Source organism: Saccharothrix saharensis (assembly GCF_006716745.1).
GTDB lineage: Bacteria > Actinomycetota > Actinomycetes > Mycobacteriales > Pseudonocardiaceae > Actinosynnema > Actinosynnema saharense.
Genome location: NZ_VFPP01000001.1, coordinates 3,493,716 through 3,519,503, shown reverse-complemented (window position 1 = coordinate 3,519,503; position 25,788 = coordinate 3,493,716). Strand labels below are relative to the sequence as shown.

Here is a 25,788-nt window from a genome sequence, read left to right as displayed (position 1 = left end):
ATTACCGCAGCTTCGGCTTGCCGAGACGACGCCACGCGTCCGGGAAGCGGTCCTCCACGCGCTGCGCCGCCGCCGTCTCCAGACCGTGCAGCAGACCGAACGTGAAACCGTTCTCCCCGTCGAGCTGGGCCTTCGCGCCCAGCTCGCGCAGCACCGGCCGCGCCACCACGCCGTCCTGGTGCTCGCCCAGCAGCTCCTGCACCGCCTTCACCTTCTTGCGGTACTTCGCGGCCCGCTTGCCGAACCTCGGCTCCGACACCTCGACCGCGTACCGCAGCCGCTTGGCCGCCTTGCGGGCCTCGTGCAGCGCGACGTCGTCCTGCGCGCTCCCGGCCCGTTTCGCCAACCTGCGGTAGGTCTTGTCCACCAGCGCCGGCAACACCTTCGCGGCCTTCTCCCGCGCCGCCGGCGTGAACGGCGGGTCGGCCACCAGCGCGTCGACCGCGTCCAGCAGGGCGAAGTACCGGTCGCTGTCCAACGCCGCCACGGACGCCTCGTGCGCGGCCGCCTCCAACGGCGCGAAGTGCCGGGTCAGCTGCGCCTTCACCGGGCCCAGCACCAGCTCGTCGTCCAGCGCCGCGACCGCGTTCTCGAACCGGTCGCGCAACACCTCCAGGTCGCGGGCCTCCCCGAGCACACCCGCGAGCCACTTCAGCTCGTCGGTCAGCTGACGCGTGTCGTCACGGTCCACGATCGCGCCGAACGCCTGCAGCGCGCTGCGCATCCGCCGTGTCGCCACCCGCATCTGGTGCACGGCGTCGTCCTCACCCCGGCGCACGCGCGGGTCCTGGTGCTTCAACGCGTCGGCCTGCTCCCGCAGGTAAGCCAGCACGACGTCACCCGCCGACCTGCCCGTCGCGGCCGGCGGCGCGCTCGTCGCGGCCAACCGGTCGGCCAGCAGCCGGGTCAGCTTCGCCGACGACGTGGACCGCGTGATGCCCGAGCCCGCCAGCCGTTCCTCGACCCGGTCCAGCAGCGCGACGTCACCGCGTTCCCCCAGCTCCACCTCGATCTCGCGCCACGAGTCGACCGGCGAGTCGCCCACCAGCGCCTGCCCGGACACCAGGTCCTCGACCACCTCGGTGAGCAACCCGCCCCGGTCGTCCACGAGCTGCCAGCGCTGCCGGGTGGTCTGGATGCGCGCCACCGGTGCCAGCTCGCGCCCGCGCGCGTGCACCCGGACCAGCGAGCCGAGCTCCTCGGGCGGGTGCTTGGCCGCGCGCCCCGGCGGCAACCGCACCTCCTCGCGCGTGTCCACGCCCACCGGCAGCTTCAGGTGCCAGCCCGCGTCGTCACCGCCCGTGCGGCGGCGCAACGTCAACCCGGCACGCGCCAACCTCAGGTCCGCGGTGTCGTAGTAGACCGCTTCCAGGCGTTGCTCCTCCGGTCCCGCCACGGCCGCCACGCCGGGCAGGTCGGCCAGGTCCGGCAGCGCGGTGCCGCCGGGGGCCTCGTACTTGCGTTCCGTCTCGTGCACCGACCTCGACATGCAACAGAGGTACACCGTTTGATCCGAGTTCAGGCACGTCACCGTGCGTGATCGACCGTTAACCAGGCCGGGGGTTTGTGTCGGCCCGTACGCGTGGTTTCCCCGTTTCATCCCTGGACTGGGCCGTGACGTGCGGTTGGCTGGATCGCGTGCCCACCGAAAAGGAACGGCTCGACGAGGTCGAGCCGACCGTCGCTGATCTCGTCGCCACCACCCAGGCGCTGACGGCCGAGCTCGGTCGGGTGAGCGCACGCCTGCACGTCCTCGAACGCAGGCTGTCCGGCGCCGGGTCGGGCCCGGACGAAGACCTCGACTCGACCGGGGACATCGCCGACACCGTGCGCGCGCTGCGCGCCGCGTGGGACGCCGAGCAGGACCTGCTGGCCGACTCCGTCCGCGCCGAGCTGCGGGCCGAGGTCGGCGAGTACGAGTCGATGAAGCAGCAGCGGGACGCGGGCCTGGCCAAGCTCTCGTCCGGCCGCATGCCCCGCTTCGAGCGCGACGCGTTGCAGCACGAGGTGCAGAACCTGGAGTGGCGGGTCAACGCGCAGGAAGCGGGCGCGGTCGCCGCCGCCCACCGGCTGGCCGCCGACCAGGTCGCCGCCGAGGAGCCGTGGCGCGCGGACGCCGTCGTGGCGGGCGAGAAAGCACGCCAGGAAGTCCTCGACATCGCCCGCCGCCGGCTCGAACGAGCGCTGGCCGCCGACACCCGGCTCCCGCTGTGGTTCCGCGTCGGCCTGGGCGAGATCACCACCCCCGACCCGTCCCGCTGGGTCGAGGCCGCCGTGGCGCTCGTCGCCTACCGCCTCGAGTACGGCGTGACGGACCCGATCTCACCGCTGGGCGAAGTCCCCTCGGCCGCCTCGGGCTTCGCCGCCTGGGTCCGCCGGGCCGAGGCCTACACCGACATCGTCGATCAACTGGAATCCCTGCGGCCCTAGCAGGTCTTGAGCATCGCGCCCAACGCGTCGCGCTCCGCCTCGTCCACCGTCAAGGCGTACAACGTCTTCACCGACACCACGGCCCGCGCGTACGTACACCAGTACGACTGCACCGGCGGCTTCCACTTCGCCGCGTCCTGGTCACCCTTGGCCCGGTTGCTGCTCGCCGTCACCGCGATCAGCTGCAACCCGCCGAGATCGTTGGCGAACTTCTCCCGCTGCTCGTCGGTCCACTTGTCCGCACCCGAGCGCCACGCCTCGGCCAACGCCACCGTGTGGTCGATGTCCAGCTCACCCGGATCGGCCACGACCTTGCCGTCGTAGGCGCTCGTCCACGTCCCCGACGTGATCTTGCAGCGCTCACCGGTCCGCACGTCCGCGCCCTGCCGCTGCAACACCACGTCCCGCGTGTCGCACCCCTGGCCCTGGCTGCTCCAGTGCGGGAACCGGTCGCGGCTGTAACCCGCCATCTTCCCCTCGGGCGCCACGGTCAACGCCGCCAACTGCGCCGCCGGGTCGTCACCGGGCGCCGCCGGACCCGTCGGCACACCCGCGGACGACGTGGTGTCCGGCGTGAGCACGCCGGTGCCACAACCGGCGACGATCAGGAGGAGGACCAGGACACCGCTGACGACCGCCGACCGCTTGCCGCTCATGCCACCATGATCAGCGATGATCGCCCCGACCGGAACACCGGGGCCGAACATTCGGCCGACCCGCACCCGATTCGACGCGCGTTCGACCCGGCGCCGAGCCCTTTCGGCCTACCGGCACGGGGCCCACCGCCCCGTGCCGTCGGCACCGGCATCAGGGCCGGCTGGTCAGGTACCCGCCCATGTGCGTGAAGTACTCCGTCGCGCCCAACTCCGTGCCGTCCTCCGTGCGCACCCGCTTGACCAGCAACGCGTGGTTGCGGCCACGCCGCGCCAACGCCCCCGCGACGATCGCGACACCGTCACCCTCGCGGTAGAAGATCCGACCGGGCGTGCCGCCGTAGCACTCCCGGGACACCTCGGCCTCCAGGATCTCCAGCCGCTTGCCCTTGTGGAACGCGAACGCGCTCGGGTACGGCGGGCACTGGGCGCGGACCAACCGGTCCAGCTCGTCGGCCTCCCACGTCCAGTCGATGCGCAGGTCCTCCTCCGCCCGCTTGTGGAAGAAGCTGGCCTTCGACCGGTCCTGCTTGGCGAAGTCCGTGCGCCCCTTGGCGATTTCGGCCAGGCCGTCCACCGTGATCGGCCCGAACAGCGCCAACGTCTTGTGGAACAGGTCCGCCGTGGTGTCGCGCGGACCGACCGGGACGGCGCGCTGGAGCACGATGTCGCCCGCGTCCAGCGTCTCGTCCATCATGTGCGCGGTGACGCCGACCTCCTTCTCGTCGTTGATCAGCGCCCAGATCAACGGCGAGAAACCCGCGTAAGCGGGCAGCAGCGAGTCGTGCACGTTCAACGTGCCGTGCTTGGGCAGGGTGAAGATGTGCGGCGGGATCCACGTGCGCCAGTTCGTGGCGACGATGACGTCCGGCTCGACCTCCTTGAGCCGCTGGAACAGCTCGTCGTCGTCCGGGCGGTTGCGGATGAGCGTCTCGACGCCGTGCTCGGCGGCCAGGTCCGCGACGGAGTCGCTCCAGATGCGCTCGTAGGCGTGGTCGCTCTTGGGGTGCGTGACGACCAGCACCACCTCGTGCTCGGAGTCCAGCAGCGCCTGGAGCGTGCGGTGACCCCAGGTCTGGTAGCCGAACATGACGACCCGCATGGGAGCTCCTCCTTGGATAGGCTCGCCTAAGTTATCCAACCCTAACCTAAGTGAGGTGGGCTAGCCTTTGCGGGTGATCCTCGACCTCAAGGTGGTGGGCGGACGGGTCGTCACCCTGGACCCGACCCGGCCGACGGCGTCCGTGATCGGTGTCTGGGCCGGGAGGATCGTCGGCTTGGACGACGACGTCGCCGACCTCCCCGCGCGCCGCGTGGTCGACCTCGACGGCGCGGTGGTGCTCCCCGGCTTCGTGGACGCCCACAACCACCTCGCCTGGACCGGACGCGCCGCGCGCACCCCGGACGTCTCGTCCTGCACGACCGTCGCCCAAGTCCTCGACGTCCTCCGGGGCGCACCGCGCTCGTCCGGCTGGGTCGAAGCCGCCGGCTACGACCACCGCGCCCTGGACCGCCCGCTGACCTCACGCGACCTGGACCTGATCGGCCCCCGCGTCTACGTGCAGGACCTCTCCGGCCACGCCTGCGTCGTCAGCGGCGACGTCCTCGCCGTCCTGCCCGCCTCGGCGCTGCGCGAAGCCCAACGCGACGCGACGGGCACCCCGACCGGCTTCCTCGCCGAAGCCGCCCAAACCGCCGTCCGCGCCCTCCGCCTGCCCTACTCGCTGGAGGACATCGCCGCCGACGTCGAATCCGGCGCGCACCAGTGCCTCCGCGAGGGCGTCGTCCTGGCCGCCGAAGCCGGCGTGGGCGGCGGCCTGATCGGCAGCAGCCCGCTGGAAGTCGAGGCCTACCAACGCGCCACCCTGCCGATCCGCATCCAACTGATGGTCTCCGCCGACCGGCTGGAACCCGTGACCGCCCACGCCACCGACGGCATCCGCCGTGCCCTGCCGCTGGGCCTGCGCACCGGACTGGGTGACGACCGCCTCTCCATCGGCCCGCTGAAGCTGTGGACCGACGGCGGCATGCTGGCCCGAACCGCCGCGCTGACCTGGCCGTACGAAGGCATGGACACCGCCGGCCAACTGCAGGACGACCCGGACTCGATGCGCGCCGCGATCCTCGACGGCCACGCCGCCGGCTGGCAACTGGCCGTGCACGCCATCGGTGACCGCGCCGTCGACTTCGCCCTGGACGCACTGGCCGAAGCCCAGCGGGCCGTCCCCCGCCTGGACACCCGGCACCGGATCGAACACTGCGGCCTCGTCCGCCCGGAACAACTCGACCGGATCGCCGCCCTGAACGTCATCCCGGTCATCCAACCGACGTTCCTCTGGGCCTACGGCGACGACTACGCCACCATCATGGGCCCGGACCGCACCCCCTGGATGTACCGCGGCCGGGCGTTCCTGGACCGGGGCATCCCGATCGCCGGCAGCTCCGACCGCCCGGTCGCCGACGGCAGACCGTTGCGCGCCATCCAGTTCATGGCCGAACGCCTCTCCAAGGAGGGCAACCCCATCGGCCCCACCGAGGCGACCACCGTCCACGAAGCCCTCGCGGCGTACACGATCGGCGCCGCCTACGCGTGCCGCCAGGACCACGCCCTGGGCACCATCACCCCGGGCAAGCTGGCGGACTTCACCATCCTCGAAACCAACCCCCTGACCGCAGACATCTCCACCATCTCCGACATCCCCGTCGCCGCCACCGTGATCGCGGGCGACTTCATCCACAACCCCGCCGACTTCACCTGACCCGACCCAGGCCCCCGCCCATGCCTCCTCGCCGCCGGCCGGCCGTTTTCTCCGGCTAACGTGAGAAATGCGGTTCAGGTTGTCAGAGGTTGTCCGCTTCCCCCGATCGTGTGCCCGCAACGCACGCCGGCCAACGACCGCGGAAGCTCGATTCGACGTGGTGCCGGTACGGGCACCACGTCAAATCGAGCCGGACCGGACCACCAAGCCGAATCCGGCCCCCTGTTACGCGCTCATCCGCCAATGCACCACATACCCCGCCGCCTCCGCCGCGATCAGCGCGTCCAACTTCGCCAGGTTCGTCCGCCGCGACATCCGGAACGCCCGCCCCCGCCGCGCGTCCAACACCAGCGGCACCGCGCCGGGCAGTGTGTCGGCCACCGTCTGCTGCAGGATCCGCAACCCGACGTTCGCCGCCTCCTGCGTCATCGGCGTCTCCTTCACGTACACCAGCACCGCCGCCTTCGACCCGTCCGGCAACCGCAGCCCCAAGTGCGGTCGGACCCGCAGGGCCAGGTCGCCTGCCTGCCACCGCGCCGCTCCCGTGGGCACCCCGGTAGCCCGGGTCGACTGCAACCACGGCAGGAACCCCTCCCGCAGCTCCTCGAACGCGCGCGGCCGGCCGGCACGGGGGTTGCGGTGCGCGGCCTCGACCACCTTGTCCAGCTCCGCGGCCGGGTCGGGCGAGTTCGCCGCCCGCCGCATCGCGTCACGCACGGGGTTGTAGAACCCGGCCACCCACTGCTCCGACGACAGGTAGATGCGCCGCTGCTCGGACACGATGCTGATGCGGCCCCGCTGACCGCTCATGACGTACTCGGTGAAGGACAGGGCGGTGACGCTGATCGGCTCCACGGCAAGCTCCCCTCGCGCGCGATCGAACTCGTGTTCGATTCTACCGAGGGGGTCCGACAATCCGCGGGGTGCGAACGGACCATCCGCGGGCAGTACGCGATCGGCCTGACCTCGGGTCACGGCCACCCGACGCCTAAGCTGCCGGACCTGGGGAAGGAGCAAGCCGTGGGTGAACGACCGGACATCGACCTGACCAGGCCGAGCGCCGCCCGGGTCTACGACTACTACCTCGGCGGCGCGCACAACTTCGCCGTCGACCGGGAGATGGCCGAGCAGGCGATCACCATGTGGCCGGAGCTCCCGCTGATCATGCAGGCCAACCGGGCGTTCCTGCGCCGGGCCGTCCAGTTCTGCGTGAGCCGGGGCGTCACCCAGTTCCTCGACCTGGGCTCCGGCATCCCGACCGTCGGCAACGTCCACGAGGTGGCCCGTGAAGCCGGCCCGGCCTCGCGCGTGGCCTACGTCGACAACGACCCGATCGCGGTCACGTACAGCCGCACGATCCTCGGTGACGACCCGCGCACCACCGTCGTCCAGGAGGACCTGCGCCACCCGGACGCGGTGCTGGCCGCCCCCGAGGTCGCCGCGCTGCTCGACTTCGACCGGCCGGTCGCGGTCATGATGGTCGCGGTGCTGCACTTCGTGCCGGACGAGCCGGTGAAGATCATCGCCGCCTACCGCGACGCCGTGCCGCCCGGCAGCTACCTGGTGATCTCCCACGCCACGCACGACGGTCAGGACGCCCAGGCCGACGAGCACACCGACCTGTACCGGCGGCGCACGGCCACGCCGATGACGATGCGCTCCAAGTCCGAGGTCGAGGCGTTGTACGAGGGGTACGAGCTGGTCGAGCCGGGTGTCGTGCACCTGCCGCTGTGGCGTCCCGCGTCGCCGGAGGACGTGGACGAGCACCCCGAGCGGTTCGCCGGCCTGGCCGCCGTGGGCCGCAGGCTCTGAAAAACCGAGGAGTTCGCACCTTCGAGTGATCGTGCCCCGCCGGCCAACGTCGTTGTTGTAGTTTTGTGACCTGGCAGGTGCGGCTGCCACCGAGGCTCCTCCTGACCCGGATGGAGTGGGTGCCTCCAGAGCGCGTCGAGGGGACGCGTCCCGCATGTCCGCCTACTTTCCCGGGGTTCGTCGTCCACGCGGTCGCACCGGTGTGCGCTCGTGCGTCCGTGAACCCGGTGGCGTCGACCGGGTGGCGTCCGCGGAGGTTCCTCGTGTCGACAAGCTCTCTGGTCAAGCGGTACTGGTGCACGGGCGAGACACCGAACATGGTGCGCAGGCAACGCGGCGGTGCCGTCCCCGGCCCGGTCGTGCCCGCCGCCCGCACCCCGGGTCAACGCCGGTTCGAGGCCGCGCTGCTGTCCGCCGTCACGCGCACCATGGCGGGCATGCGCAGGCGTGGCCACCCGCTGCGCCCGACTTCCGTGGTCGGCCGGGTGCGGCCGGACGAGAAGGTGCTCGGCCTGCGCGTCCACGACGCCGCGTTGGACGACCTGCTGACCCAACTCCTCCCGGCGGTCGCGGGCGACCGGCTCCACGGCGTGCCCGGCCTGCGCGTCCGCCCGCGCCGTGACCACCTGGACCTGCGCTCACCCGACGGCGAAGCACGACTGCTCGGCGTGACGCGGGAACGCTGGCGGCGGGCCGTCGCCGCGGGTCTGCCCGTCGACCTCGCCCTGGCCGACCGCCCCCAGCCCCTGGAAGCGGCCGCGGCGGACCAACCGACCCCGCCGACGTCGGACCTGATGAGCGGGGTCCTGCGCCGCCTGCCGCTGTGGCGCGGCGCCGCGTGGCTGGACGGCGTCGTCGTGGGTGACACCTTCGAGCTGTACTGGCGCGGTGGCCCGCCGGGCGGCTCGGTCGCCGCGATCCTGGCCGGTTCCACGTGCCGCGTCCCGTCCTGCGCGGCCATCCCGTACCGCCTCCGCAACGACGTGCACGGCGTGGCCCTGTCCGCCGCCCCGCACACCGCCCCTCACGCCTTGGCGCCGCCGCCCGAACCGGACTGGGCGTGGAACGACTGGCTGGCCGCCACCGCGCCCGGCCCCGCCGTGGACGAACGGGCGGTCCGCCCCCTGCTCCCCGTCCGACCCGACCTGCCGGACGTGTGGGAGCACCACGAGATGCGCACCGCGCTGGCGTTGCGCGACATCACCACCGTCTACCGCCTGCTGACCCACCACGGCGTGCCGCGCGACCGGATCGCCGCGCTGACCGGCCAACCGCACCACGACGTCGACCGCGTCCTGTCCGGTGCGAAGGTCGAGTCCTACGACACCCTGACCGCCATCGCCGAGGGGCTCGGTGTCCCGCTGGGCTACATGGGCCTGGCGCACGACGAACCGTCCCACCCCGGCGCCGGGTGCGCCTGCGCCCACCTGGACGAGCGCACGAAACGCGACCGCTTCCTGGCCCACGCCGCCCTCGTCACCGTGGGCACGACGACGGCCGGCTGGGGTTGCCCCACCGAGGGCTGCCGCTCCACCCGCCCGGTCTGACCCGCCGGCTCGGCCGCGCGCGGGCACGAGTTCCGCGCCTTTCGACGCAGGACGTCGGGTCATGGCCCGCGCGGATCACCACCCGGAGCGGGGCCGACACGTTCGTCGTCCGACTCCGCACGTCGTGCCGCCGCGGTGCGGTACGAGGTCTCGGACCTGAGAAGTAGATCATCGCGGGTGTGACGTGGGCCGATCTTGACCGGAGATCGGCTCCGACGTCCTCACCCGCACTGCTGCGCCCCCGGCAGGATTCGAACCTGCGACCTCGGGATTAGAAGTGTCCATCTACTTCACCGTGGTGGGCGCTACCAGCTACTATGATGAACGAAGCGTTCGCACCAGAGGCTCAACTGTCACGGATCTACCACAGTTCGCACCACGGCCCGCACCACGCCAACGGACCGATCGCGACCGTGGACGCGTAGCCTTGCCGACCATCGTTCAACTCCTAGGGCCGGCGCATCGATACCGCTACGGCGCGACCACAGAACTGTGGGTAGTGATGATCTTTTGTCCACTGAGTTTATGCAGTTTCAGTCGGGCGCCGACTTCGTCAGGATTAGATAGATCAATATCGTTCAGGGACATTGCCCACATTCGAACCGAGTCCTTCATCGACTCAAGATCTTCTCGGGTTACAATCCGGGTACCTGCTGGCAAAGATGCATCGCGGTTCGGCCTGTTGACCGGATGGAACAGAACGGGAAGAGCGGTTGCGGGGTGTGAGTATTCGGCCCGAAACCAGTTCATCGATCCGGCAAGCTGATCCGCATCCTTTTTTCTGATATAATCTGTCGTCACTGCACTCTTGCACTCGATGACGAAGTAGTTAGTTTCGTTCAAAGCCCAGAGGTTATCTGAGCCACGTTTGAAGTCGCGCTCGGGGCGCTGCGTCACGAGCCCTAGGTGATCTCCTAGATCGTATACAGCTTGCTCGAACGGCTCTACTGTGTTCGGATCCTGATCGTAGATCAGATCCGAGAGGAGCGCGTTGATCGCGGCAGCAGCTTCCGTGCCATTTGAATACTGTCCTGACAGAAAGGTTGCTGCGCTTACTGCTTGTTCCTGTGCCCGCCCCTTCAGGCGGACGTACGCAACTCCCTGCTTTGGGCGCAGGAGGCTCGAATTATGGTCAAGCGCGACAGTCTGAATTTCCTGTGCTCGGACCGCATCTGTCGGATGGACAAAAGCAGCCTGTTGTTGCATCAACCAACCGCGCTCACGCGGTGACTGTGACACTGCGTTGACGGCCTTTTGTTGAGCATCTGCAGCCTCGGGGTAACGTTGTTGCACAGCTAGTTCAAACGCCCGGCGTGACTGCACAGCAGCCTCTGATACGCTCCCGGTGCCGTATTTGACCCCGTTAAGAGCATTTCTGCTGGCAGTAACCCATCCGGGGTGACGAGTGAGGAACTGTGAAATGGCGGTCTTGATATCGTCGACAGTGCCGTCTCGGAGTTGGTCGAATACTTGGTTTGCAAGCTGCATCTGCGCGCGGGTCGCCGGGCTGAAGTGAGCTAGTGCATCACCTTCGATAAGACGCCTAATGAGTCGCCCGCCCAGCAATAGAACTACGCAATGGTCGTCGCGGGACCTGATACCCCGCCCCATTCCTTGTTCTGTTCTTTGTAGCTGCCGTCCCGTCATTGCGTGTGTGTCGTCGAGAGCGCTGGCTTCCACTCTGGCGAGGCCATCGTATGCCTCAGGGACGCCATCGATAACGAGGACTCGGCAAGCGTCATCGGGAAGATCCACACCGTCATACTTGCCGATGAGCACGGTCAATCCGATTCGTCCATCGCGAAGTGCCTTAATGCCAGCCTGCAGCTTGCCCGCGTCCAACGTCTGATCAGCTATGTCTGACCACCAGTCCGCCCTTCGCTTAGAAGGAACGATCACAACAACGTTATGGACCTTTGAGATTTCCGACAGATATCCCTTGAGATCGTCATCGGACCATGCTGGCTGGATCATCTGAGGCGCAAGTATCATCCGATCGCCGATATCATCGGCTGCGCTAGGCGTGAGCGACTTGCGGATTGAGTCAGCGTCCGCAGCGAAATGTGTGACTACGACACTGTCGTCAGAGAGAGTTGCAGTCAAGTATATCCTTCGTTTCGCCTGGGCGAAACTTGGAATGACATCAACTGGTGGAAGGATCGGTTTGATCTGCACCTCGGCTGCATCAATCACACATCTACACTGTGAGAGGCATCCGCTCACAAGTGGCCACGTCCATTCAAGGGGCTCGTCGCTCTTGTGGGAATGCAAAATCTGCATGATTTCAGGTTGAGCGTCGTACCAATCCCATGGTGGTACGAGAAGTGCTGGCTGTCGTTCACCGTCGAGAATGGCAAGGAACTTTGCGTGATCTTGAGCTTCGAGTACTGAGCTGAACCGCCTGCGGATCTTTTGAGACGCTGCATGTTCAGCCGGTATCTTGATCTCGAACTGTTCCTCAATGACATTCAAGCAAGCGTGAGCATCGTCGATCAGTACGGAGCCAAGGCGAATCTTTCGACCTTCGGATCCAACTCCGAACTTGCTTCTTCCGTTGAAAAGCGTCTGTACGGTGGCAACCAGGATCGCCTTGCCTGCCGCAACATCAGGATCACGAGGGTCTCGCGCAACTCTAAGTCCCAACGCCATCGCGGTATCTGTAACCTCGTCGGCGAGGAAAACTGAAGGCGTGAGATATGCTGCAGGGTAGACGCCTTCATTCAAACAGCTCTTCAGCATGAGAAGGCCAACGAGCGTCTTTCCATTCCCCGTGTTCATCTTGACGACTAGGTCCCGCTCTGTGCGGCGGAGATGCCAGCCATCGAATACTTCACGTTGGACATCGCGAAGATACTCGAAGCGTGATGATTTACTGGGCAATGCGGCAAAGATATCTCTGGGATGGGTTTCCCGATCGGCGGCCGAAGGACCGCTGAGCGCATCGAAATTTAACCCGGACATGGTGCCCACCTTGACTACTTGCAGTGCTTGGGGTTGTCACACTACTGGGTGGCAGGGCGCAAATCATCACCTGATCTAGCTAACAGGAGCAACGCCTCGCTACGGTTGGTGTGTGGTCGATATACTGTCTGTAACTCAGGTTCTCGCGGCCCGTTCCAGTAACTAGGCGAAGCCAGTAGGTGATGTAGTAGCCATTCCGGTATTCCCTGGTCTGCTTGGGCCGCTCAGGACTCCACAGCCCCTGTCTCACCTCGTCCCCGTTAGCTGACTTGATATGCTATTGCATGAATATCGTCAAGCCGCCCTGAAGTGTTACTGGCGGAAACTTGCCGATAACGCACAATTTGTAGCAACAAACCGTTGATATTTGCTGTTCAAAATGGTTAGCCCTCATGAAAGCTTGCCATCAAGGTGTGTCTGAACGGGTTCGAAAAAGCCATAGGGGACATACTCGGGCAGTTCGCCTCGTGAAACCCAGGCAATGGAATCGAGTTCTTCGTCATCTGCTACGCTGGCTTGTCCTTCGATGTGATTAAACGCAACGTAGATCATCGTACGACCTGTCTTGGGGTGTACGCGTTCGCCCAGAAGCTTTCCTTCTGCAACGGTCACGCCGGTCTCTTCATTGGCTTCGCGCGCCGCAGCTTCGAGAGGAGTTTCTCCCGGCTCCACTTCGCCAGCCGGAAATTGCCATGAGAGGCTTCCCTCCGAGACGCGACGCCTGACCATGAGGACGCGGTTATTCAGTGTAATGATTGCGGCGGCGATCGCCGGACGCGGCGTCTCAGGTGTCACGTCGGTCATGTGCAAGCTCCTCAATGGCATCTAGTACTGGCGAGAATATTAGGTCGATTGGGATGAAACGGGTCAATCGGTCGCTAGTTGTCCACGTGACACTGACGTTTTCCACCACGTCCAGGTTCTGCGCATCACCGCCCAAGTACTCGCACAGCAGGTAGTCACAGTACACGTGGGTGGTTGGATGTAGCCGGCTTCCGAGGTTGCGAACGACCGCGCAATGAATACCGGTCTCCGCGAGCGTTTCTCGTACGGCGACGATCTCAGAGGATGCTCCGGGCTTCACCATTCCGGCAGGGAACTGCCAAGAGATTCCACTGGAATCTTCACTGCGACGCTGCACGATTAGAACTTGTGAGCCTTTGAGAACTATGGCAATTGCGACGCGAAGAGCGTGAATCGGTGTACTTGAGTCAGTCGACTGGCGAGATGCACCACTGTCGGTCGCGAGGATCGTCGCAAATCTGTTTCGCTCGGCATCCGACGCGTTCTCTAGAGTCCGGTCAAGTATCTGTTGCACTTCAGGTCTCGGTTTGAGTGTTGGCTTTTCATGCCACGCGGCGACGGCCCTGGGGGAGACTCCTAGACGGTCAGCGAAGGACTCGTTTGACTCCCGCAGTGCTGCTTGGAGCACGCAGGCTGCTCGACCGCTCCACTCCCGCACTATGTCCACTGGCCTGTGCCTTCGTGGTGGCGAAGTGCACTGAAAGTGCATTGGCCGTGCAGTGGAACTGCACTGGTTGTGCATGGTTGGTGAAGGCTGCTCGGCGTTGACTTCTTGGCATGAGAAGCAGCAGCCATCAGTTCCCCTTAGCGGCTCGGTCGGTTGAGGTTCGACTCCACGAAGGCGAGCATTTTTGTCACGTTCTCGCTGAGTTGATCGACTCGGTCGCTGAGCGTCTCGACGCTGTCGAGTTGCTGGCGGATCTCGCGGAGCTGGTGCTCGATGACTGCCAGCCGGCCGGGAATGTCGTCGTCGCCGCGGGGCGTTGGTTCGCCTTGCCGCGGAGGCAGGTGACCTGCCAATACGGCGGTCAGGTGGCCTGGATGCCAGTCGAGCGCTGTCGAGAGCGCTTCGAGCGTCCGGCGGCTTCTTCGGCGCTGTGTGCTGTTGTTCTGGAGCTCGCCGACGATCGCCTTGGACACACCCGAGCGGTCGGTGAGTTCGCGCTGGCTGATGTCCAGTTCGGCCATGCGCTGGTTGATCGCTTGTGCGACCGCCGCCCAGTCCCCGGTCAAGTGCTCCTCCGCGCTCCGCCCGAAAGGCGAGCGTAGCGCGGTGCAATTCCGCTGACCTCCGAACACGCAGTGTCCAGCGGTTTTGGCCCTTGCTGTGCCTTGGCGGGATGAAATTGACCCGCGAACGCGACTGAAACTAGACGTTCGACACAAGGGGTCTTGCTTATGAGCGACAAGCCTGAGAGCGCCAAGCCGGCGTTCTACACAGTCCGAGAGGCGGCGCGGATTCTGCGCGTCGCGCCTTCCACGCTCTACCGAGTGATCCGTGAGGGTGACTTCCCAGCCGTTCGGCTGCGGACGCGCTACGTGGTGCCAGCCATCGCGCTTGACCAGCTCTTGGAGCAAGCGGCCACGAGTGGGGGGTTGGTCGACCCCGCTCAGATCGCTGCTCAGCGGCGAGCTGCCCGCGAGTTCAACCGGAAGGTCGGGGGTGCCTCGTGGTGAACCCGGAGGACTACTTCGAGGTGGTTGCGGCGGATCTTGACCGGTTCGCGGCGGTGCCGGACGAGGTGTTGTGGGAGATCGTCACGTTGGACGGTCGGTGCTTGTGGTTGGTGCCGGTCGACGAGGTGCCGGAGTGGGACGAGGAGGAGTCGACCGATCGGGAGTTGGCTGCCCGGTTGTGTGCGGAGTGTCCGGTGCGGCGTGCGTGCTTGGAGTTGGAGTTGCGTACGGCCGGTGCTGACACGGTTGGTGTGTGGGGTGGCCTGTCCGAGGAGGAGCGGCGTGCCCTGTACCCGGTGTGGCGGGCGCGGCGTGGCCGGATGGGTGGGCCGTCGTCATGACGATCGACCTGACGGCTACTCAGGTGTTCGCTGGCGTGGGTGTGCTGCTGGCGTTGGTGATGGTGTGGCGGGCCGGTTCGCGTAAGGCGAAGGCTGCGGCGGACACGGCGCGTGCCGGTGCCCGGTTGCTGTCGCTTACGGGTCGGGTGCTCGTGACGGCCGGCGTCATCGTGGGTGTGCAGTGGCTGGTGATCACGCACGGGCGTGACTCCACGTTGCTGTGGGTGGCGCTCGGTCTGCCGGCGTTGTTCTCGGCCTACACGCTCACCAGGGCGTTGACGGTGACTGCGGTGGACGGTCCGCGTCGTAGGGGTGATCGACGGTGAGCACACCGAAGGGTGTGGGAAGGGTGGTCGCCTTCGGGCGGCCACCCGCCGCGCCGGACGAGAACACGGCCGCGAGGCTCGCGCGGGAGGCTGCCGAGGCGGCGGAGCTGCGGGCGCACCAGGCGCGGCCGGACGTGGTGGCGTTGCGGGTCGAGCGAGTACGGGCGCAGGTCGACCGGTTGTGTTGGGCGGGGATCGTGCTCGGTCTCGGGTTCACCATGACCAACGTCCAGCACTTCGCGGCTGGTGACGCGCCGGTGTGGTCGTTGCCGTGGTTGGCCGCGTGGTTGCTCGATCCCACGGTGTCGCTCGTGCTGCTCGCGATCCTGCGGGCGGAGCAGGTGACGGCGCGGTATCGGGTGCGGACGGGGCCGTGGGTGCGGCGGGCGAAGTGGTTCACGCTCGCTGCCACCTACGTCATGAACACATGGGCGTCCTACGCGGCCGGTTCGCTGTCGGGGATCGTGCTGCACTCGGTGCCGCCGCTCGTGGTGTTCGTCGCGGCGGAGGCGGTCACCGACCTCCGGGACAAGCTGACCGAAGCGGTGTCGGCAGCGTTCACGGAGGCCGACCAGCGCAGGCCGGTGACCGTTCATGAGCGACAGCCGCGAACGAGCGCCAGAAGCAAGCGTCGGACCACGTTCGGGGAGTACCTGGCGGCAGCACGGGCGGCGTGGGCACCAGAGGTCACGGTGACGCCGTCGTGGGTGCGTGAGGTCACCGGGTGCTCGCGCGGGCTGTCCTCACGGCTCGCCGCCACGCTCGTCCGTGAAGTGGGCGGGAGCGGGTCATGAACGGTCGGGAGGTCGTGAGCGCGGTTCTTGAAGGTGAGTTCGTGAACGACCAGCCGTCACGGAGGTCGTGGGGACAGCGGCTGGTGGACTGGTGGCAGCGTTCACCGCGTGTGCCCGGTGTGCTGAAGTCGCGGCGGCTCGTGGTGCAGGCCGTCAAGGATCTCGTGGTGGCGGTGCTGCGGTCGCCGTTCCGGTTCGTCGGTGCGGTCGTGCGTGGGCTCGTGGTCGCGGCGCGGTGGTGGCGGTCGTGGGTTCGGGTTGCCGACTACCGGGCGGCTGCGGAGCAGTCGGAGAAGTTGGCGGACAAGTTCACCGACATTCGGGCGTTGGCGTTGTTCCGGTGGAAGGTCACCGGCGCCGTCGTCGTCCTGGCCGCCGTGGTGGTAGCGGTGCTCGATCTCGTCTACGGACACAGGGTGCTGTGGATCACTGGCGGACTGGTCGCGGTCGCGCTGGCGGTGCTCGGCCGCCGCAAGGACGGCTCACCGGGCCGTAAGCCGGTGCTGGCCGGACCACGGACGCTGACGTGGACGATGGACCCTCAGGTGCTCGTGGACGCGTTCCGGGACGCGAAGCTCATCGGCAAGGACGAGTCGCTAAGGCTGGTCGAGCGCGCCACCAGGCAGGGTGATGGGTGGGCCGTCACCGTGGACCTGCCCGCGACCCGCAAGGCGGCCGACGTGGTGAAGAACCGGGAGGCGTTGGCGTCGGCGCTCGCGGTGGACGAGGTACAGCTCATCGTGGAGCGCGTACGCGGCAACGGCGGCCACGCGGGCAGGGTCGCGCTGTGGGTCGCCGACGAAGACCCTTACGGCTCGCCTCCACTCCGGACACCCTTGCTCACCGTGGAGCGGTGGGACGCGTGGCGGCCGGTGCCGTTCGGCCGTGACGCGCGGCAGCGGCGGGTGGACCTGCCGTTGGTGTGGACGTCATTGCTCGTGGGCGCAATCCCCAGGCAGGGCAAGACTTTCGCGGCACGGTTGGCAGCCGCGGGCTTGATCCTGGACCCGCACACCCGGCTCTACGTGGCCGACTTCAAGGCCGGAAAGGACTGGTACGCGGCGGCACAGGTCGCCCACCGGTTCATGGCCGGTGACGAACCGGCACACGTCCTGACCCTGGTGGACTGGCTCGTGGAACTCGTCGCCGAGGTGCAGGGCCGCTACCGGCGGATGCAGGACCTTGACGACGAGGTGTGCCCCGAGTCGAAGATCACGCCCACCATGTCCCGTGACCCGAACCTCGACATGCCGGTGACCGCGATCTTCATCGACGAAGTCCAGATCCCGCTGGAGGACCGGACACCGCTGGAGGTGCAGGACAAGAAGCTCACCGCAGGCGAGTACGTGGGCGAGTTGCTGACATGGCTAGCCCGCAAGGGACCGGCCGCCGGCATCGTGCTCGTGCTGGCCACCCAACGACCCGACAGCAAGACCATCCCCAGCAACCTTCGGGCGGTACTGGGCTCACGGTTCGCGCTGCGGGTCATGGACTGGCGCGACAGCAACATCGTGTTGGGCGAGCAGATGAACACACGCGGCTACGACAGCAGCCGGCTACTGGCCACGCACAAGGGCGTCGGCATCCTCCGACCGGACGGAGAGACCACCGCAGGGGCAGACGTACTCGCCACCACGGTGCGGACCTACTACATGCCGAATGAGGACTGGCGAGCCATCTGCGCCCGTGGACGCGCGCTTCGGGAGGCAGAGGGCACCCTGTCCGGTCACGCGGCCGGACAGGACAACCGGCCGATGCTCGACCATGCCGCAGTGGCGAAGGCGCTCGGAACGGTCGCCGAACGCACGACGGAAGTGGAGGTACCTGAACCGCTGGCGTCCGTTGTGGACTACCTCGGCGACGACCTCCAGCCCGGTGGGCGTGACTTCGTTCCCACAGCGGAACTCGTGGCCGCGCTGGACGTCGAACCCACAGCGTTCGGTCTGCGCATGGGCGAGTTCGGCTGCCGACCGACCCGCGACCGGATCACCACCGACGACGGCGTGCGCCAGGTACGCGGCTACCTTGTCGCCGACATCCGCGCGGCACTCACCGCCGTCCGAGAGGGCGCGATCGTGGACGGTGAGGTGGTCGAGGATGACCACTGACCCGTCCCGAACCCCGTCCCACACCGGTGAACCCGTCCCACCGGCTGTGACACCTCCGAAACCGCGTCTCACCAGCGCAAACAAGCTCTTGTGACGGGGTGTGGGTGGGACGGGACACCCGTCCCAGACAAGGCGAAACGGCCGTGTGCGGTGCCATCCGAGTGGATGGTTCGCACACGGCCGTCCCGTCCCACAGGTGCCGGGGGAGGCGTCCGGCACCCCATGCCCAACCGTCAGGGCGCGGTCAACGACGGTTGGAGGTCTCCAGCGCCAACAGGTCCGCCAAGTCCGGGCCGCTCATCAGCAGCCCGTCACACTCGGCCGGCGACACGAGCCACCGTGTCCGGTGCCCTTCGACCACGGCGGGAGGCAGCGGCAGCATCGAACCCGGAGGGAACACCAACTTCTCGTCCAGCCCGTCTGCCGATGACACCACGAACACGGCCGACTCGATCATCAGACCGAGTGTCGGAACGGGAAGCATCACCACCGGCGTCGGCACCGTGCGGAACGCCTTCGACGCGACCACCCGCCGCGCCGGCTCAGGCTCCACCACCACGGCGGTCATCAGCGTCCCGAGAACGGCCAACGCCGACCGCGTGACACCGCCGTCCGACACCGGCCACAACCGCCGGACCTCCTGAGGGTCCAACGTCGCCATGGCCGGAGCCGACAACGCCAGCGCATCGCACTCGGAGTTCGTGACCGGATCGACGTAGGTATCACCGACCCACAACGCACCCGGCACTACCGGCCACCCGTGGGCCACGCACTCCAGCGCGGTCTCGAGCCCGTTACTCCTCACCGGCCCCCCCGACCCAGAAGATCCGGGGGATCGCACGCCCGCCGGCCCGGTAGAAGATCAACGCACTCTCCGCCGACTGAAGACCCATGCGCATTCCACCGTGGACGCTGATCACCTCGACGCCCGTCTTGGTAGTCATCCCCCACGCGACGATCTGCAAGTCCTCAGGAGGTCCGAACGTCTCTTGCACCACCGCGAACACACGCGGAGCCTGACCGTCCACGAACTCCTGAACCTCACCCACGACCTTCGGATCATCGAACAGCGAGACCGCCTTCTCGTCGTCCTTGTCATCCACCAACGTCAGGTCCATGACGTCCCTTCTCTATCTTTATTCCTCTCGGTCGGGCGCACTTGGTTGCGCGCCCGTACCGCTATCTGCGGCTTGTTCCGGCTCTGCGGGACGAACGAGGTCAACGGACAGGCGACGACCTTGAGCACGCTCTCGAAGCGCGTCACCCAGCGCCACCATCTGATCGCCAAGTGCCTGCTCTCGATCCGGTGGAAATGCCTGGTCAGGCCATCTCTCGTCTGCACCTATTGAGGCGAAGATGTATGACGCCATCTCAGTGTTTACGGCCGTCAGAGCCGCCATGAACACCACTGGATCGAGGATCACGATCCACCTCGTCGCCAGTCCAGGAAAGCTGCCGCGAGGCAGACGATGGCTATCACCGTGAGCGTTATTCCCCAGATCTCCATCACGACGGCTCACATCCCGTCCGTCTTGGTGCCGTCGTCCACCTCATGGATGACGACCACTGTGGAACCGGCGCGCTGGATCAGACGGCGTAGCTGCGCCTGCACCGCAGATTGATCCGACAAGTGATCAAGGGCCGGAACGATCACAGCGGTTTCGTTCCGCAACACCAGTGCTTGGAGCAGACCGCCGACACCGGGCCGCGTCACCTGATCCGACCGCGACCCGCGATCGGTGAACACGTTCGCGAGTCGAAGCCCGCGTTCCTGGCAGAACTGGATCATCTCGGCGCGGAGCGCCGCCAACTCGGCTTCGGTTGCCGCATCCGACCGGAGATACCCGTAGACAACACGTTCGAGTGGATCAGTTGGGGTCGGAGGCTCCTCGGTGGGTTCTGCTGTCACCGTCATGTCATCCCCTTGCTTTGGGAGTCCGGCGACAGGGCTCCTGGGAGGGGTGCAACCGTCACCGGACAGCGCGGGAAGCCACCGTTAGGCGGCTTGTGTCAGAATGAAATCAAGTCTGATATTGACCCGTGGGTCAGAACATGACCTGCGCACGACACGGTGACGCCACGCGAGGCGCACGAGATGGCGGGGGAGGCTTGGCCATGCCGGTGACCGGTTCGCAGAGCCGCACGGTCCTGGAGCAACAGATCAGGGCGCGACGGATGACCTTCGAGGAGTTCGCCGAGTACGCCGAGACGTTCGCGCGGCAGCATGGTGAGGTCGGGACGCTCAGCGTGCGTCACCTACAGCGGCTCGCTGCTGGCCCTCGCAAGGACGGCCGACCGGTTCGTGTTCTGCCGTCCACCGCCCGACTGCTCGAAGCGATCTTCCACACGAGCATCGAAGACCTGCTCGGTCGGCCAGACCTCCGCCGCGCTCAACGGGATAGCCATCCACTTCGGGTGGTTATCGCCGTAGTCGTAAAGGGCTCTGAGGTTCTCTTGGTACGGAGGCGGAGCGAACCGGCTGACAGGGCGTGGCAATTCCCGGCGGGAATGGTGAAGCCAGGTGCCACGCCGGAGGTCGTGGCGGTCCGCGAGACGTTGGGTGAAACCGGCGTTCACTGTGCCGTGCGTAATGAACTCGGCAGCCGGCTCCACCCGATCACCAACGTGCTGTGCGACTACGTTCTCTGTGACTACGTAGCGGGCCACGCGGAGAACGCGGACGAGTTCGAAAACGTAGATGTCAGGTGGGTGGGACGGGACGAGTTGGAGCGGTTGATCCCGGCCGACCAGATCTATCGACCAGTGCTCGACGCGCTCGAACTGTCTGCGGTATGAGCTACTTCGCTTTCCGGTCGGCGTGTAGTTCCACGACTTCGGCCGAGTGATCAGGGATCGGTTTGGTCGGGTCGAGCACGACCGCTCGCTTACCGCGACTCGCTGAAACTAGACCTTCGGCCTTCAACTCGGCAACCGCTCGGTTCGCGGTACCCACCGAAACGCCGTAGCGGGCCTTCAGTTCGACAACGGTGGGGAGCATGTCGCCGGGGCGGAGCGCACCGCAGGCGATAGCGCCGCGAAGGTCTGCCGCGATCTTTTGGTACGGCCCGGTGATCTTTGGCTCAAGCCGTGTGACCGTACGGCCGCTCTCGTCCACGACGATGGGCGCGGCGGGCATCCGACCGGACAAGGTGCCTGCGGCCCTCTGATCGGCCTCTGAGAGCCACGCCGTGTAGACGCGCAGGGTCGTAGCACCACCACCGCCATGGCCGAGGCGACCGGCCACGGTGCGCGGGTCCACGCCAGCGCTGATCAGCTCTGTGGCGCTGTAGTGGCGCAGCTCGTGAAGGTGGCTTTCGATGCCGAGTCGCTTGCACATGCGCGAGTACCGCTGGGAAACCGAGTCCGGCTTCAGGTATGCGCTGTGGTCGATCGACGTCGAGAAAAGGTAGCCCTTCGGGTTGACCTTCCGGCCCATCTCCGCAGCAACGCTTTCGCACTGCTGGAGGTAGATGCGCAGGAGACTCACAGTGGTCTCGTCCAGCGCGATCCGGCGTTGCTGGTGATCCTTGGTGTCCTTCTCCCAAGTGTCCGCGCCCTCTTGGCCGATGCTGGTCTTGACTTCCAGCAGCGCTTTGTCCAAGTGGAGCTGATTGAGTCGAAGGCCGCAGAGTTCACCGCGACGAGCACCCGTGGTCATGGCCAACCAGACCAGCATTCCCCACGGGAGGTCTTGGAACGCATCGTTGACGATGACGGCGGCTTGCTCAGGGGAAGGCGGGTTCGGCTTCGCTTTGGGGGCAGCCGGTTGCTTGGCTTGATCGAGCGGGTTGACAGAGATCCACCTCCACCGCATGGCCATCGCGAGAGCGCCGCTCAGACAGGCGTGGACTTTGCGGATGGTCGAGGCGGACAAGCCCTTGCACTCGTGGGGCTTGCACTTGTCAGTGCACTCATGCTCGCCCTTCTTGCGGTGCTCGATGAACTTGCCCTTGCCGCCGCAGTGGGCCGAACACTGCTTGAGGATCGAGTAGAACGACTCGATCGTCTCGCCGTCGAGCTTGGCGACCTGCAACCCGCCGAGCAGTGGCCGGATGTGGTTGCGGATCAACCGCTGGTAGCCGATGAGGGTGCTCTTGTCGACGTTCAGGCCGTCGAGGTACCGGCCCATGAGCGTGTCGACGTTCACCTTCGTGCGCGGGTTGCGCTGCTCGTCCACCTGGTTGAGCAGGCGTGTGAGCACCTTCTCGGCCTCGCGCTCGGCGTTCGGGGTGCCGTGGGGGACGAGTTCCTTGAGGTAGTTGCGCTGACCAGTCAACTGGTCCACACCTGCGTAGACGCTGACGCGCAGCGATCCGCTGGGCAGCGTCTCGATCTGGCCGCGCTTGCGGCGCTCAGAGCGTGTCTTGGAGGCCGTCATGGTGCGAGTCTACGACTGTTCGCACCACATGCGGCACCACGGAACGTTACTAAGATCAACTAAGTTCCTAGCCTCTGACCTGTCCGTGCAGGTCAGAGGCTTGTACATCCAGCGCCCCCGGCAGGATTCGAACCTGCGACCTCGGGATTAGAAGTCCCTCGCTCTCTCCACTGAGCTACGGAGGCTGGAGGGGCTGTGACCACGCGCTGTAGCAGCGTAGCCGCCCCACCGGACACATCGTCCGGAAGACTCGTCGCGTTTCGTCCCGGGGCCGGAAGGGTGATCAAGATGGCCGAAAAGTGAGGTGGATCACTTCGGTGAGGCCGTCGAGTCGCGCGAGACGAGGGACACCGGCAGTCTTGTCGGCTCTCCCGGTCTGCCGCCGTCGAGCAGGCGCAGGGCCAGTTCGCCCGCGTGCCGACCCTTCTCGGCCAGGGGTTGACGGACCGTAGTCAACGGTGGGTCCGCGTGCTCGGCGGCGGGCACGTCGTCGAAGCCGATGATCGACACGTCGGCCGGCACGCGCAGCCCGAGGTCCCGCACGGCCTGGAGCGCGCCGAACGCCAGCTCGTCCGAGGCGCACAGCAACGCCGTCGGTCGCGGGGTCGAGGAGAGCAGGCTGCGGGCGCCCGCGCGGCCCAGTTCACGGCTGCTCCGCGCGCACTCCCACACCGGCGTGTCCGTCCCCGTCACGTCGAGGTAGCCGTGCAGCCGGTCCCGCGTCACGCGGAACGACGTGGAGGCCAGCCGCTCGGGCGTCACCGGCCCGTTGTGCCCGTCCGGGTGCAGCGCGAACGTCACCACGCCGAACCGCCGGTGTCCCATCCCCCACAGCGACGACGCCGCCAGCCGCGCACCGCCGAAGTCGTCCACCTCGACGCGCGCGGTGTTCGGCAGCACCGGTTGGTCGATCACCACCATCGGCAGCCCGCGTGCCCGCACGGCGGTCAGCGCGGGCGCGTCGTCGGGCAGCGAGTAGGCCACCACGACATCGGCCTGCGCCCGCGTCACGGTCTCCGGCCGCGGCCCGCCCCGGTCGCGTCCCGGCATCAGCACCAGGCAGTGGTCGTGCCCGTCCACGGTCGACGCGAGCCCGTCCAGCACGATCGACAGCGCCGCGTCGGCGAACGACGCCGACAGCCCCTGTCCCAGCATGAACCCGACGGCCGCGCTGTGCCGGGTCGCGAGGCTGCGCGCCACCGGGTCGGGGCCCGCGTACCCCATGGACGCCGCGGTCTCCAGGATGCGCTCGCGCAGTGCGGCGGAGAGCTGGTCGGGCCGGTTGTAGGCGTTGGACACGGTGGCTCGCGACACGCCGACCGCGCCGGCCACCGTGTCGAGCGTCGGCTTGCGAGGGCGGTCCACGTGATGAGCGTAACCAGGTAATCGATTGGACGTTCTGAAGCGCTCTAGTTCACACTCGACGGCATGCCCACGTCACGTCTCGCCGTCTTCGCGGTGTTCCTGTTCAACGGGGCGTTGTTCCTGTCCTGGGCCGCGCGCATGCCCGCGCTGGCGGCGCAGGTGGGCGCGACCGAGGCCACGCTCGGCCTGGCCCTGTTCGGCGCCAGCGTCGGCCTGGCGTCGACGGCGCCGTTCGCCGCCCGGATCTGCGCGCGGGTCGGTGCGCGGAAGCTGATCGTGGTGGGCGCGGGCGTCACGGTGCTCGCCGTGCCGTCCCTCACGCTCGCCGACACGCCGTGGCAGCTTGGTCTGGTGCTGTTCGTGCTCGGCGCGTGCGGCGCGTCGCTGGACGTCGGCATGAACGTGGCGGCCGTGGCCGTGACCCGCAGCCTGGACCGCCCGCTGATGCCGCAGTTCCACGCGGGGTTCAGCGTCGGCGGCCTGATCGGCTCGCTGGGCGCGGCGGCGGCCGCGGCCGCCGGCTGGGGGCTGACCCGGCACCTGGTCTTCGTCGCGATAATCGGCGCGGTCGTGATCGCCTGGGTGATCAGGGCCGTGCCGGACACCACCGGGGAGACGACCGACACCGCCGCGGACGACCGCCCGGTCCTCAAGCGGCCGTTGCTGTGGCTGCTGGCCACGATCACGCTGTGCTCGGCGATCGCCGAGGGCGCGGCGTCGGACTGGTCGGCGCTGTTCTTCGTCAACGAACGGGGCGTGAGCGAGGCCGCGGCCGCCGCCGCGTACGCCGGGTTCTCCATCGCCATGGCCACCGCCCGCCTGCTCGGCGAGCCCGCGCAACGCCGGGTCGGCCCGTACGGGCTGCTCGCTTCGGGTGCCGTGGTGGCCGCGCTGGGCCTGGGGCTGGCCGTGCTGGTGCCGCTGCCCGCGTTCGGCTACGTCGGATTCGCCTTGGCGGGGCTCGGGCTGGCGTTCGCGTTCCCGGTGATCATGGACCTGGCCGGTGACGCGGGCAAGCGCGCCGACGGCACGGGCGGTGAACGCGAGATCGGCCTGGTGACGACGGTCGCCTACACCGGGTTCCTGCTCGGCCCGCCGCTCGTCGGCGGCATCGCGCACGTCAGCGACCTGTCGATCTCGCTCGGTTTCGTGGCGTTCGTCATCGCGTTGATGGTGCCCGCCGTGCTGCTGGCGCGCCGGTCCCGCGCCCGTGAGCTCACGCGATCGGGAGCCGGTTCAACGCGGCCTTGAGCAGGGGCTGCATGGCGGCGAGCATCTGCTCGGGCACGCCGCCCGCCTGCGCCATCGCCACCAGGACGCTGCGGTTGGCGTTCACCGCCAGGGTCGCGGTGCACGCCATCTCGCCGCCGCTCAGCTCGCACAGCACCCACGTCGAGTGCCCGTCGACGACCACCTCGCGGCCCTTGGCCTGCCGCGTCCGCACCTGCTCGTACTTCTGGTAGAGCGCGGCGACGACGGTCCGGCCGGCCTGCGAGCCGTCGTCCAGCACGTACTGGCACGACTCCTGGATCACGTCGTCCTTGCGCGCGGGGTCCTTCTTGAACGGCCCGATGCCCTTCAGGTCTGCCGCCGTGAGCAGCGAGCACGGCTCCACGCCGACGACCGTGCGCGCCTTGGCGATCTTGGGTTCGCCCGCCGGTTCGGCCGATGCCGTCGTGGGTGTGATCCCGGCCTGGGGCAACGCGTCCCCGTTGACGGAGTAACTGCACCCCGCCGACAGGAGCAAGGCGAGGGCCATCACGAGCGCCGAGCGAGAACTGGTCACGTCCGGCAACGGTAGTGGGTGTGATCTCCGCACGTCCGGCGGTTGGT

24 protein-coding genes, 1 tRNA gene and 1 pseudogene are annotated in these 25,788 nt (G+C 67.4%); 11 read left to right on the top strand and 15 right to left on the bottom strand.

Annotated features, from left to right (window positions below; all coding sequences use genetic code 11):
* Position 1 precedes the first annotated feature (1 nt).
* Positions 2-1,489, bottom strand: coding sequence for a CYTH and CHAD domain-containing protein (locus FHX81_RS14935; RefSeq protein WP_141978748.1), 1,488 nt, complete (start codon positions 1,487-1,489; stop codon positions 2-4).
* Between the two features lie 149 nt (positions 1,490-1,638).
* Between FHX81_RS14935 and FHX81_RS14930 the strand changes: the two genes are divergently transcribed.
* Complete coding sequence (locus FHX81_RS14930; RefSeq protein WP_141978747.1) at positions 1,639-2,430, top strand: hypothetical protein; 792 nt, start codon at positions 1,639-1,641, stop codon at positions 2,428-2,430.
* Here the strand turns inward: FHX81_RS14930 and FHX81_RS14925 are convergent.
* Positions 2,427-3,086: an HNH endonuclease family protein gene (locus FHX81_RS14925; RefSeq protein ID WP_141978746.1), complete on the bottom strand. Its 660-nt coding sequence runs from the start codon at positions 3,084-3,086 to the stop codon at positions 2,427-2,429. The genes FHX81_RS14930 and FHX81_RS14925 overlap by 4 nt on opposite strands.
* Before the next feature lie 151 nt (positions 3,087-3,237).
* Entirely contained in the window at positions 3,238-4,185 is a 948-nt protein-coding gene (locus FHX81_RS14920; RefSeq protein WP_141978745.1) for a methionyl-tRNA formyltransferase, read from the bottom strand.
* Positions 4,186-4,258: 73 nt separating this feature from the next.
* Here FHX81_RS14920 and FHX81_RS14915 point away from each other — a divergent pair, with 73 nt between their 5' ends.
* The gene (locus FHX81_RS14915) at positions 4,259-5,842 is read left to right on the top strand and encodes an amidohydrolase (protein ID WP_141978744.1); all 1,584 of its coding nucleotides are present in this window, start codon (positions 4,259-4,261) and stop codon (positions 5,840-5,842) included.
* Positions 5,843-6,067: 225 nt separating this feature from the next.
* On the opposite strand, the gene FHX81_RS14910 is transcribed toward FHX81_RS14915, so the two are convergent.
* Positions 6,068-6,697 (bottom strand): hypothetical protein, encoded by a 630-nt coding sequence (locus FHX81_RS14910; protein WP_141978743.1) that lies wholly within the window; start codon positions 6,695-6,697, stop codon positions 6,068-6,070.
* 165 nt (positions 6,698-6,862) lie between these two features.
* Between FHX81_RS14910 and FHX81_RS14905 the strand changes: the two genes are divergently transcribed.
* Together FHX81_RS14905 and FHX81_RS14900 are read left to right on the top strand one after the other, a co-directional pair.
* The gene (locus tag FHX81_RS14905; RefSeq protein WP_170232053.1) at positions 6,863-7,654 is read left to right on the top strand and encodes an SAM-dependent methyltransferase; all 792 of its coding nucleotides are present in this window, start codon (positions 6,863-6,865) and stop codon (positions 7,652-7,654) included.
* Positions 7,655-7,917: 263 nt separating this feature from the next.
* Positions 7,918-9,201 (top strand): hypothetical protein, encoded by a 1,284-nt coding sequence (locus FHX81_RS14900; protein WP_141978742.1) that lies wholly within the window; start codon positions 7,918-7,920, stop codon positions 9,199-9,201.
* 471 nt (positions 9,202-9,672) lie between these two features.
* On the opposite strand, the gene FHX81_RS14895 is transcribed toward FHX81_RS14900, so the two are convergent.
* The 4 genes from FHX81_RS14895 to FHX81_RS14880 form a co-directional block, all read right to left on the bottom strand.
* Positions 9,673-12,162 carry a helicase C-terminal domain-containing protein gene (locus tag FHX81_RS14895; RefSeq protein ID WP_141978741.1) on the bottom strand — a complete coding sequence of 830 codons (2,490 nt, stop codon included), beginning with the start codon at positions 12,160-12,162 and terminating at the stop codon, positions 9,673-9,675.
* A gap of 390 nt (positions 12,163-12,552) precedes the next feature.
* Positions 12,553-12,966 carry an NUDIX hydrolase gene (locus FHX81_RS14890; RefSeq protein ID WP_141978740.1) on the bottom strand — a complete coding sequence of 138 codons (414 nt, stop codon included), beginning with the start codon at positions 12,964-12,966 and terminating at the stop codon, positions 12,553-12,555.
* On the bottom strand, positions 12,947-13,594 hold the full coding sequence (locus FHX81_RS14885; RefSeq protein ID WP_211363486.1) for an NUDIX hydrolase: 648 nt from the start codon (positions 13,592-13,594) through the stop codon (positions 12,947-12,949). The genes FHX81_RS14890 and FHX81_RS14885 overlap by 20 nt, the downstream gene beginning before the upstream one ends.
* Positions 13,595-13,770: 176 nt before the next feature.
* Entirely contained in the window at positions 13,771-14,199 is a 429-nt protein-coding gene (locus tag FHX81_RS14880) for a helix-turn-helix domain-containing protein (RefSeq protein WP_141978738.1), read from the bottom strand.
* Positions 14,200-14,364: 165 nt separating this feature from the next.
* Here FHX81_RS14880 and FHX81_RS14875 point away from each other — a divergent pair, with 165 nt between their 5' ends.
* Genes FHX81_RS14875 through FHX81_RS14855 form a run of 5 tightly spaced genes read left to right on the top strand, consistent with a single transcriptional unit; the run spans position 14,365 to position 18,212 of the window.
* Positions 14,365-14,643 carry a helix-turn-helix domain-containing protein gene (locus FHX81_RS14875; protein WP_141978737.1) on the top strand — a complete coding sequence of 93 codons (279 nt, stop codon included), beginning with the start codon at positions 14,365-14,367 and terminating at the stop codon, positions 14,641-14,643.
* Positions 14,640-14,984, top strand: coding sequence for a WhiB family transcriptional regulator (locus FHX81_RS14870; protein ID WP_342787200.1), 345 nt, complete (start codon positions 14,640-14,642; stop codon positions 14,982-14,984). Before FHX81_RS14875 ends, FHX81_RS14870 begins: the two co-directional genes overlap by 4 nt.
* A complete protein-coding gene (locus FHX81_RS14865; protein ID WP_141978735.1) occupies positions 14,981-15,310 on the top strand; it encodes a hypothetical protein in 330 nt (109 codons plus the stop codon). The genes FHX81_RS14870 and FHX81_RS14865 overlap by 4 nt, the downstream gene beginning before the upstream one ends.
* Positions 15,311-15,324: 14 nt before the next feature.
* Positions 15,325-16,104, top strand: coding sequence for a hypothetical protein (locus FHX81_RS14860; RefSeq protein WP_141983942.1), 780 nt, complete (start codon positions 15,325-15,327; stop codon positions 16,102-16,104).
* Entirely contained in the window at positions 16,101-18,212 is a 2,112-nt protein-coding gene (locus FHX81_RS14855; protein ID WP_141978734.1) for a cell division protein FtsK, read from the top strand. The genes FHX81_RS14860 and FHX81_RS14855 overlap by 4 nt, the downstream gene beginning before the upstream one ends.
* A gap of 244 nt (positions 18,213-18,456) precedes the next feature.
* Here the strand turns inward: FHX81_RS14855 and FHX81_RS14850 are convergent, their stop codons facing one another.
* The 3 genes from FHX81_RS14850 to FHX81_RS14840 form a co-directional block, all read right to left on the bottom strand.
* Positions 18,457-18,780, bottom strand: a complete 324-nt coding sequence (locus tag FHX81_RS14850) for a hypothetical protein (RefSeq protein WP_141978733.1) — start codon at positions 18,778-18,780, stop codon at positions 18,457-18,459.
* Positions 18,781-19,006: 226 nt separating this feature from the next.
* Positions 19,007-19,330, bottom strand: coding sequence for a hypothetical protein (locus FHX81_RS14845; RefSeq protein WP_141978732.1), 324 nt, complete (start codon positions 19,328-19,330; stop codon positions 19,007-19,009).
* 398 nt (positions 19,331-19,728) lie between these two features.
* Positions 19,729-20,127, bottom strand: a complete 399-nt coding sequence (locus tag FHX81_RS14840; protein ID WP_141978731.1) for a recombinase family protein — start codon at positions 20,125-20,127, stop codon at positions 19,729-19,731.
* 260 nt (positions 20,128-20,387) lie between these two features.
* Here FHX81_RS14840 and FHX81_RS14835 point away from each other — a divergent pair, with 260 nt between their 5' ends.
* Entirely contained in the window at positions 20,388-21,008 is a 621-nt protein-coding gene (locus FHX81_RS14835; RefSeq protein ID WP_141978730.1) for an NUDIX domain-containing protein, read from the top strand.
* Between the two features lies 1 nt (position 21,009).
* On the opposite strand, the gene FHX81_RS14830 is transcribed toward FHX81_RS14835, so the two are convergent.
* The 3 genes from FHX81_RS14830 to FHX81_RS14820 all read right to left on the bottom strand — a co-directional run bounded on the left by FHX81_RS14830 (position 21,010) and on the right by FHX81_RS14820 (position 23,955).
* Positions 21,010-22,590: a tyrosine-type recombinase/integrase gene (locus tag FHX81_RS14830; RefSeq protein WP_141978729.1), complete on the bottom strand. Its 1,581-nt coding sequence runs from the start codon at positions 22,588-22,590 to the stop codon at positions 21,010-21,012.
* A 112-nt stretch (positions 22,591-22,702) separates the two neighbouring features.
* Positions 22,703-22,775: transfer RNA gene (locus FHX81_RS14825), tRNA-Arg, on the bottom strand.
* A gap of 124 nt (positions 22,776-22,899) precedes the next feature.
* Positions 22,900-23,955, bottom strand: coding sequence for a LacI family DNA-binding transcriptional regulator (locus FHX81_RS14820; RefSeq protein WP_141978728.1), 1,056 nt, complete (start codon positions 23,953-23,955; stop codon positions 22,900-22,902).
* 63 nt (positions 23,956-24,018) lie between these two features.
* On the opposite strand from FHX81_RS14820, the pseudogene FHX81_RS14815 reads away from it, so the two are divergent.
* Positions 24,019-24,909, top strand: a pseudogene (locus FHX81_RS14815) (MFS transporter); the annotation flags it as partial.
* 262 nt (positions 24,910-25,171) lie between these two features.
* Here FHX81_RS14815 and FHX81_RS14810 read toward each other — a convergent pair.
* Positions 25,172-25,741 (bottom strand): DUF3558 family protein, encoded by a 570-nt coding sequence (locus FHX81_RS14810; RefSeq protein WP_141978726.1) that lies wholly within the window; start codon positions 25,739-25,741, stop codon positions 25,172-25,174.
* Between the last annotated feature and the right edge of the window lie 47 nt (positions 25,742-25,788).

Coding starts and splice junctions, on each gene's coding strand:
- FHX81_RS14935 (WP_141978748.1), bottom strand. CDS start 1,489: ATGTCGAGGTCGGTGCACGAGACGGAACGCAAGTACGAGGCCCCCGGC.
- FHX81_RS14925 (WP_141978746.1), bottom strand. CDS start 3,086: ATGAGCGGCAAGCGGTCGGCGGTCGTCAGCGGTGTCCTGGTCCTCCTC.
- FHX81_RS14920 (WP_141978745.1), bottom strand. CDS start 4,185: ATGCGGGTCGTCATGTTCGGCTACCAGACCTGGGGTCACCGCACGCTC.
- FHX81_RS14895 (WP_141978741.1), bottom strand. CDS start 12,162: ATGTCCGGGTTAAATTTCGATGCGCTCAGCGGTCCTTCGGCCGCCGAT.
- FHX81_RS14890 (WP_141978740.1), bottom strand. CDS start 12,966: ATGACCGACGTGACACCTGAGACGCCGCGTCCGGCGATCGCCGCCGCA.
- FHX81_RS14875 (WP_141978737.1), top strand. CDS start 14,365: ATGAGCGACAAGCCTGAGAGCGCCAAGCCGGCGTTCTACACAGTCCGA.
- FHX81_RS14865 (WP_141978735.1), top strand. CDS start 14,981: ATGACGATCGACCTGACGGCTACTCAGGTGTTCGCTGGCGTGGGTGTG.
- FHX81_RS14855 (WP_141978734.1), top strand. CDS start 16,101: ATGAACGGTCGGGAGGTCGTGAGCGCGGTTCTTGAAGGTGAGTTCGTG.
- FHX81_RS14850 (WP_141978733.1), bottom strand. CDS start 18,780: ATGACCGCCGTGGTGGTGGAGCCTGAGCCGGCGCGGCGGGTGGTCGCG.
- FHX81_RS14845 (WP_141978732.1), bottom strand. CDS start 19,330: ATGGACCTGACGTTGGTGGATGACAAGGACGACGAGAAGGCGGTCTCG.
- FHX81_RS14840 (WP_141978731.1), bottom strand. CDS start 20,127: ATGACGGTGACAGCAGAACCCACCGAGGAGCCTCCGACCCCAACTGAT.
- FHX81_RS14835 (WP_141978730.1), top strand. CDS start 20,388: ATGACCTTCGAGGAGTTCGCCGAGTACGCCGAGACGTTCGCGCGGCAG.
- FHX81_RS14830 (WP_141978729.1), bottom strand. CDS start 22,590: ATGACGGCCTCCAAGACACGCTCTGAGCGCCGCAAGCGCGGCCAGATC.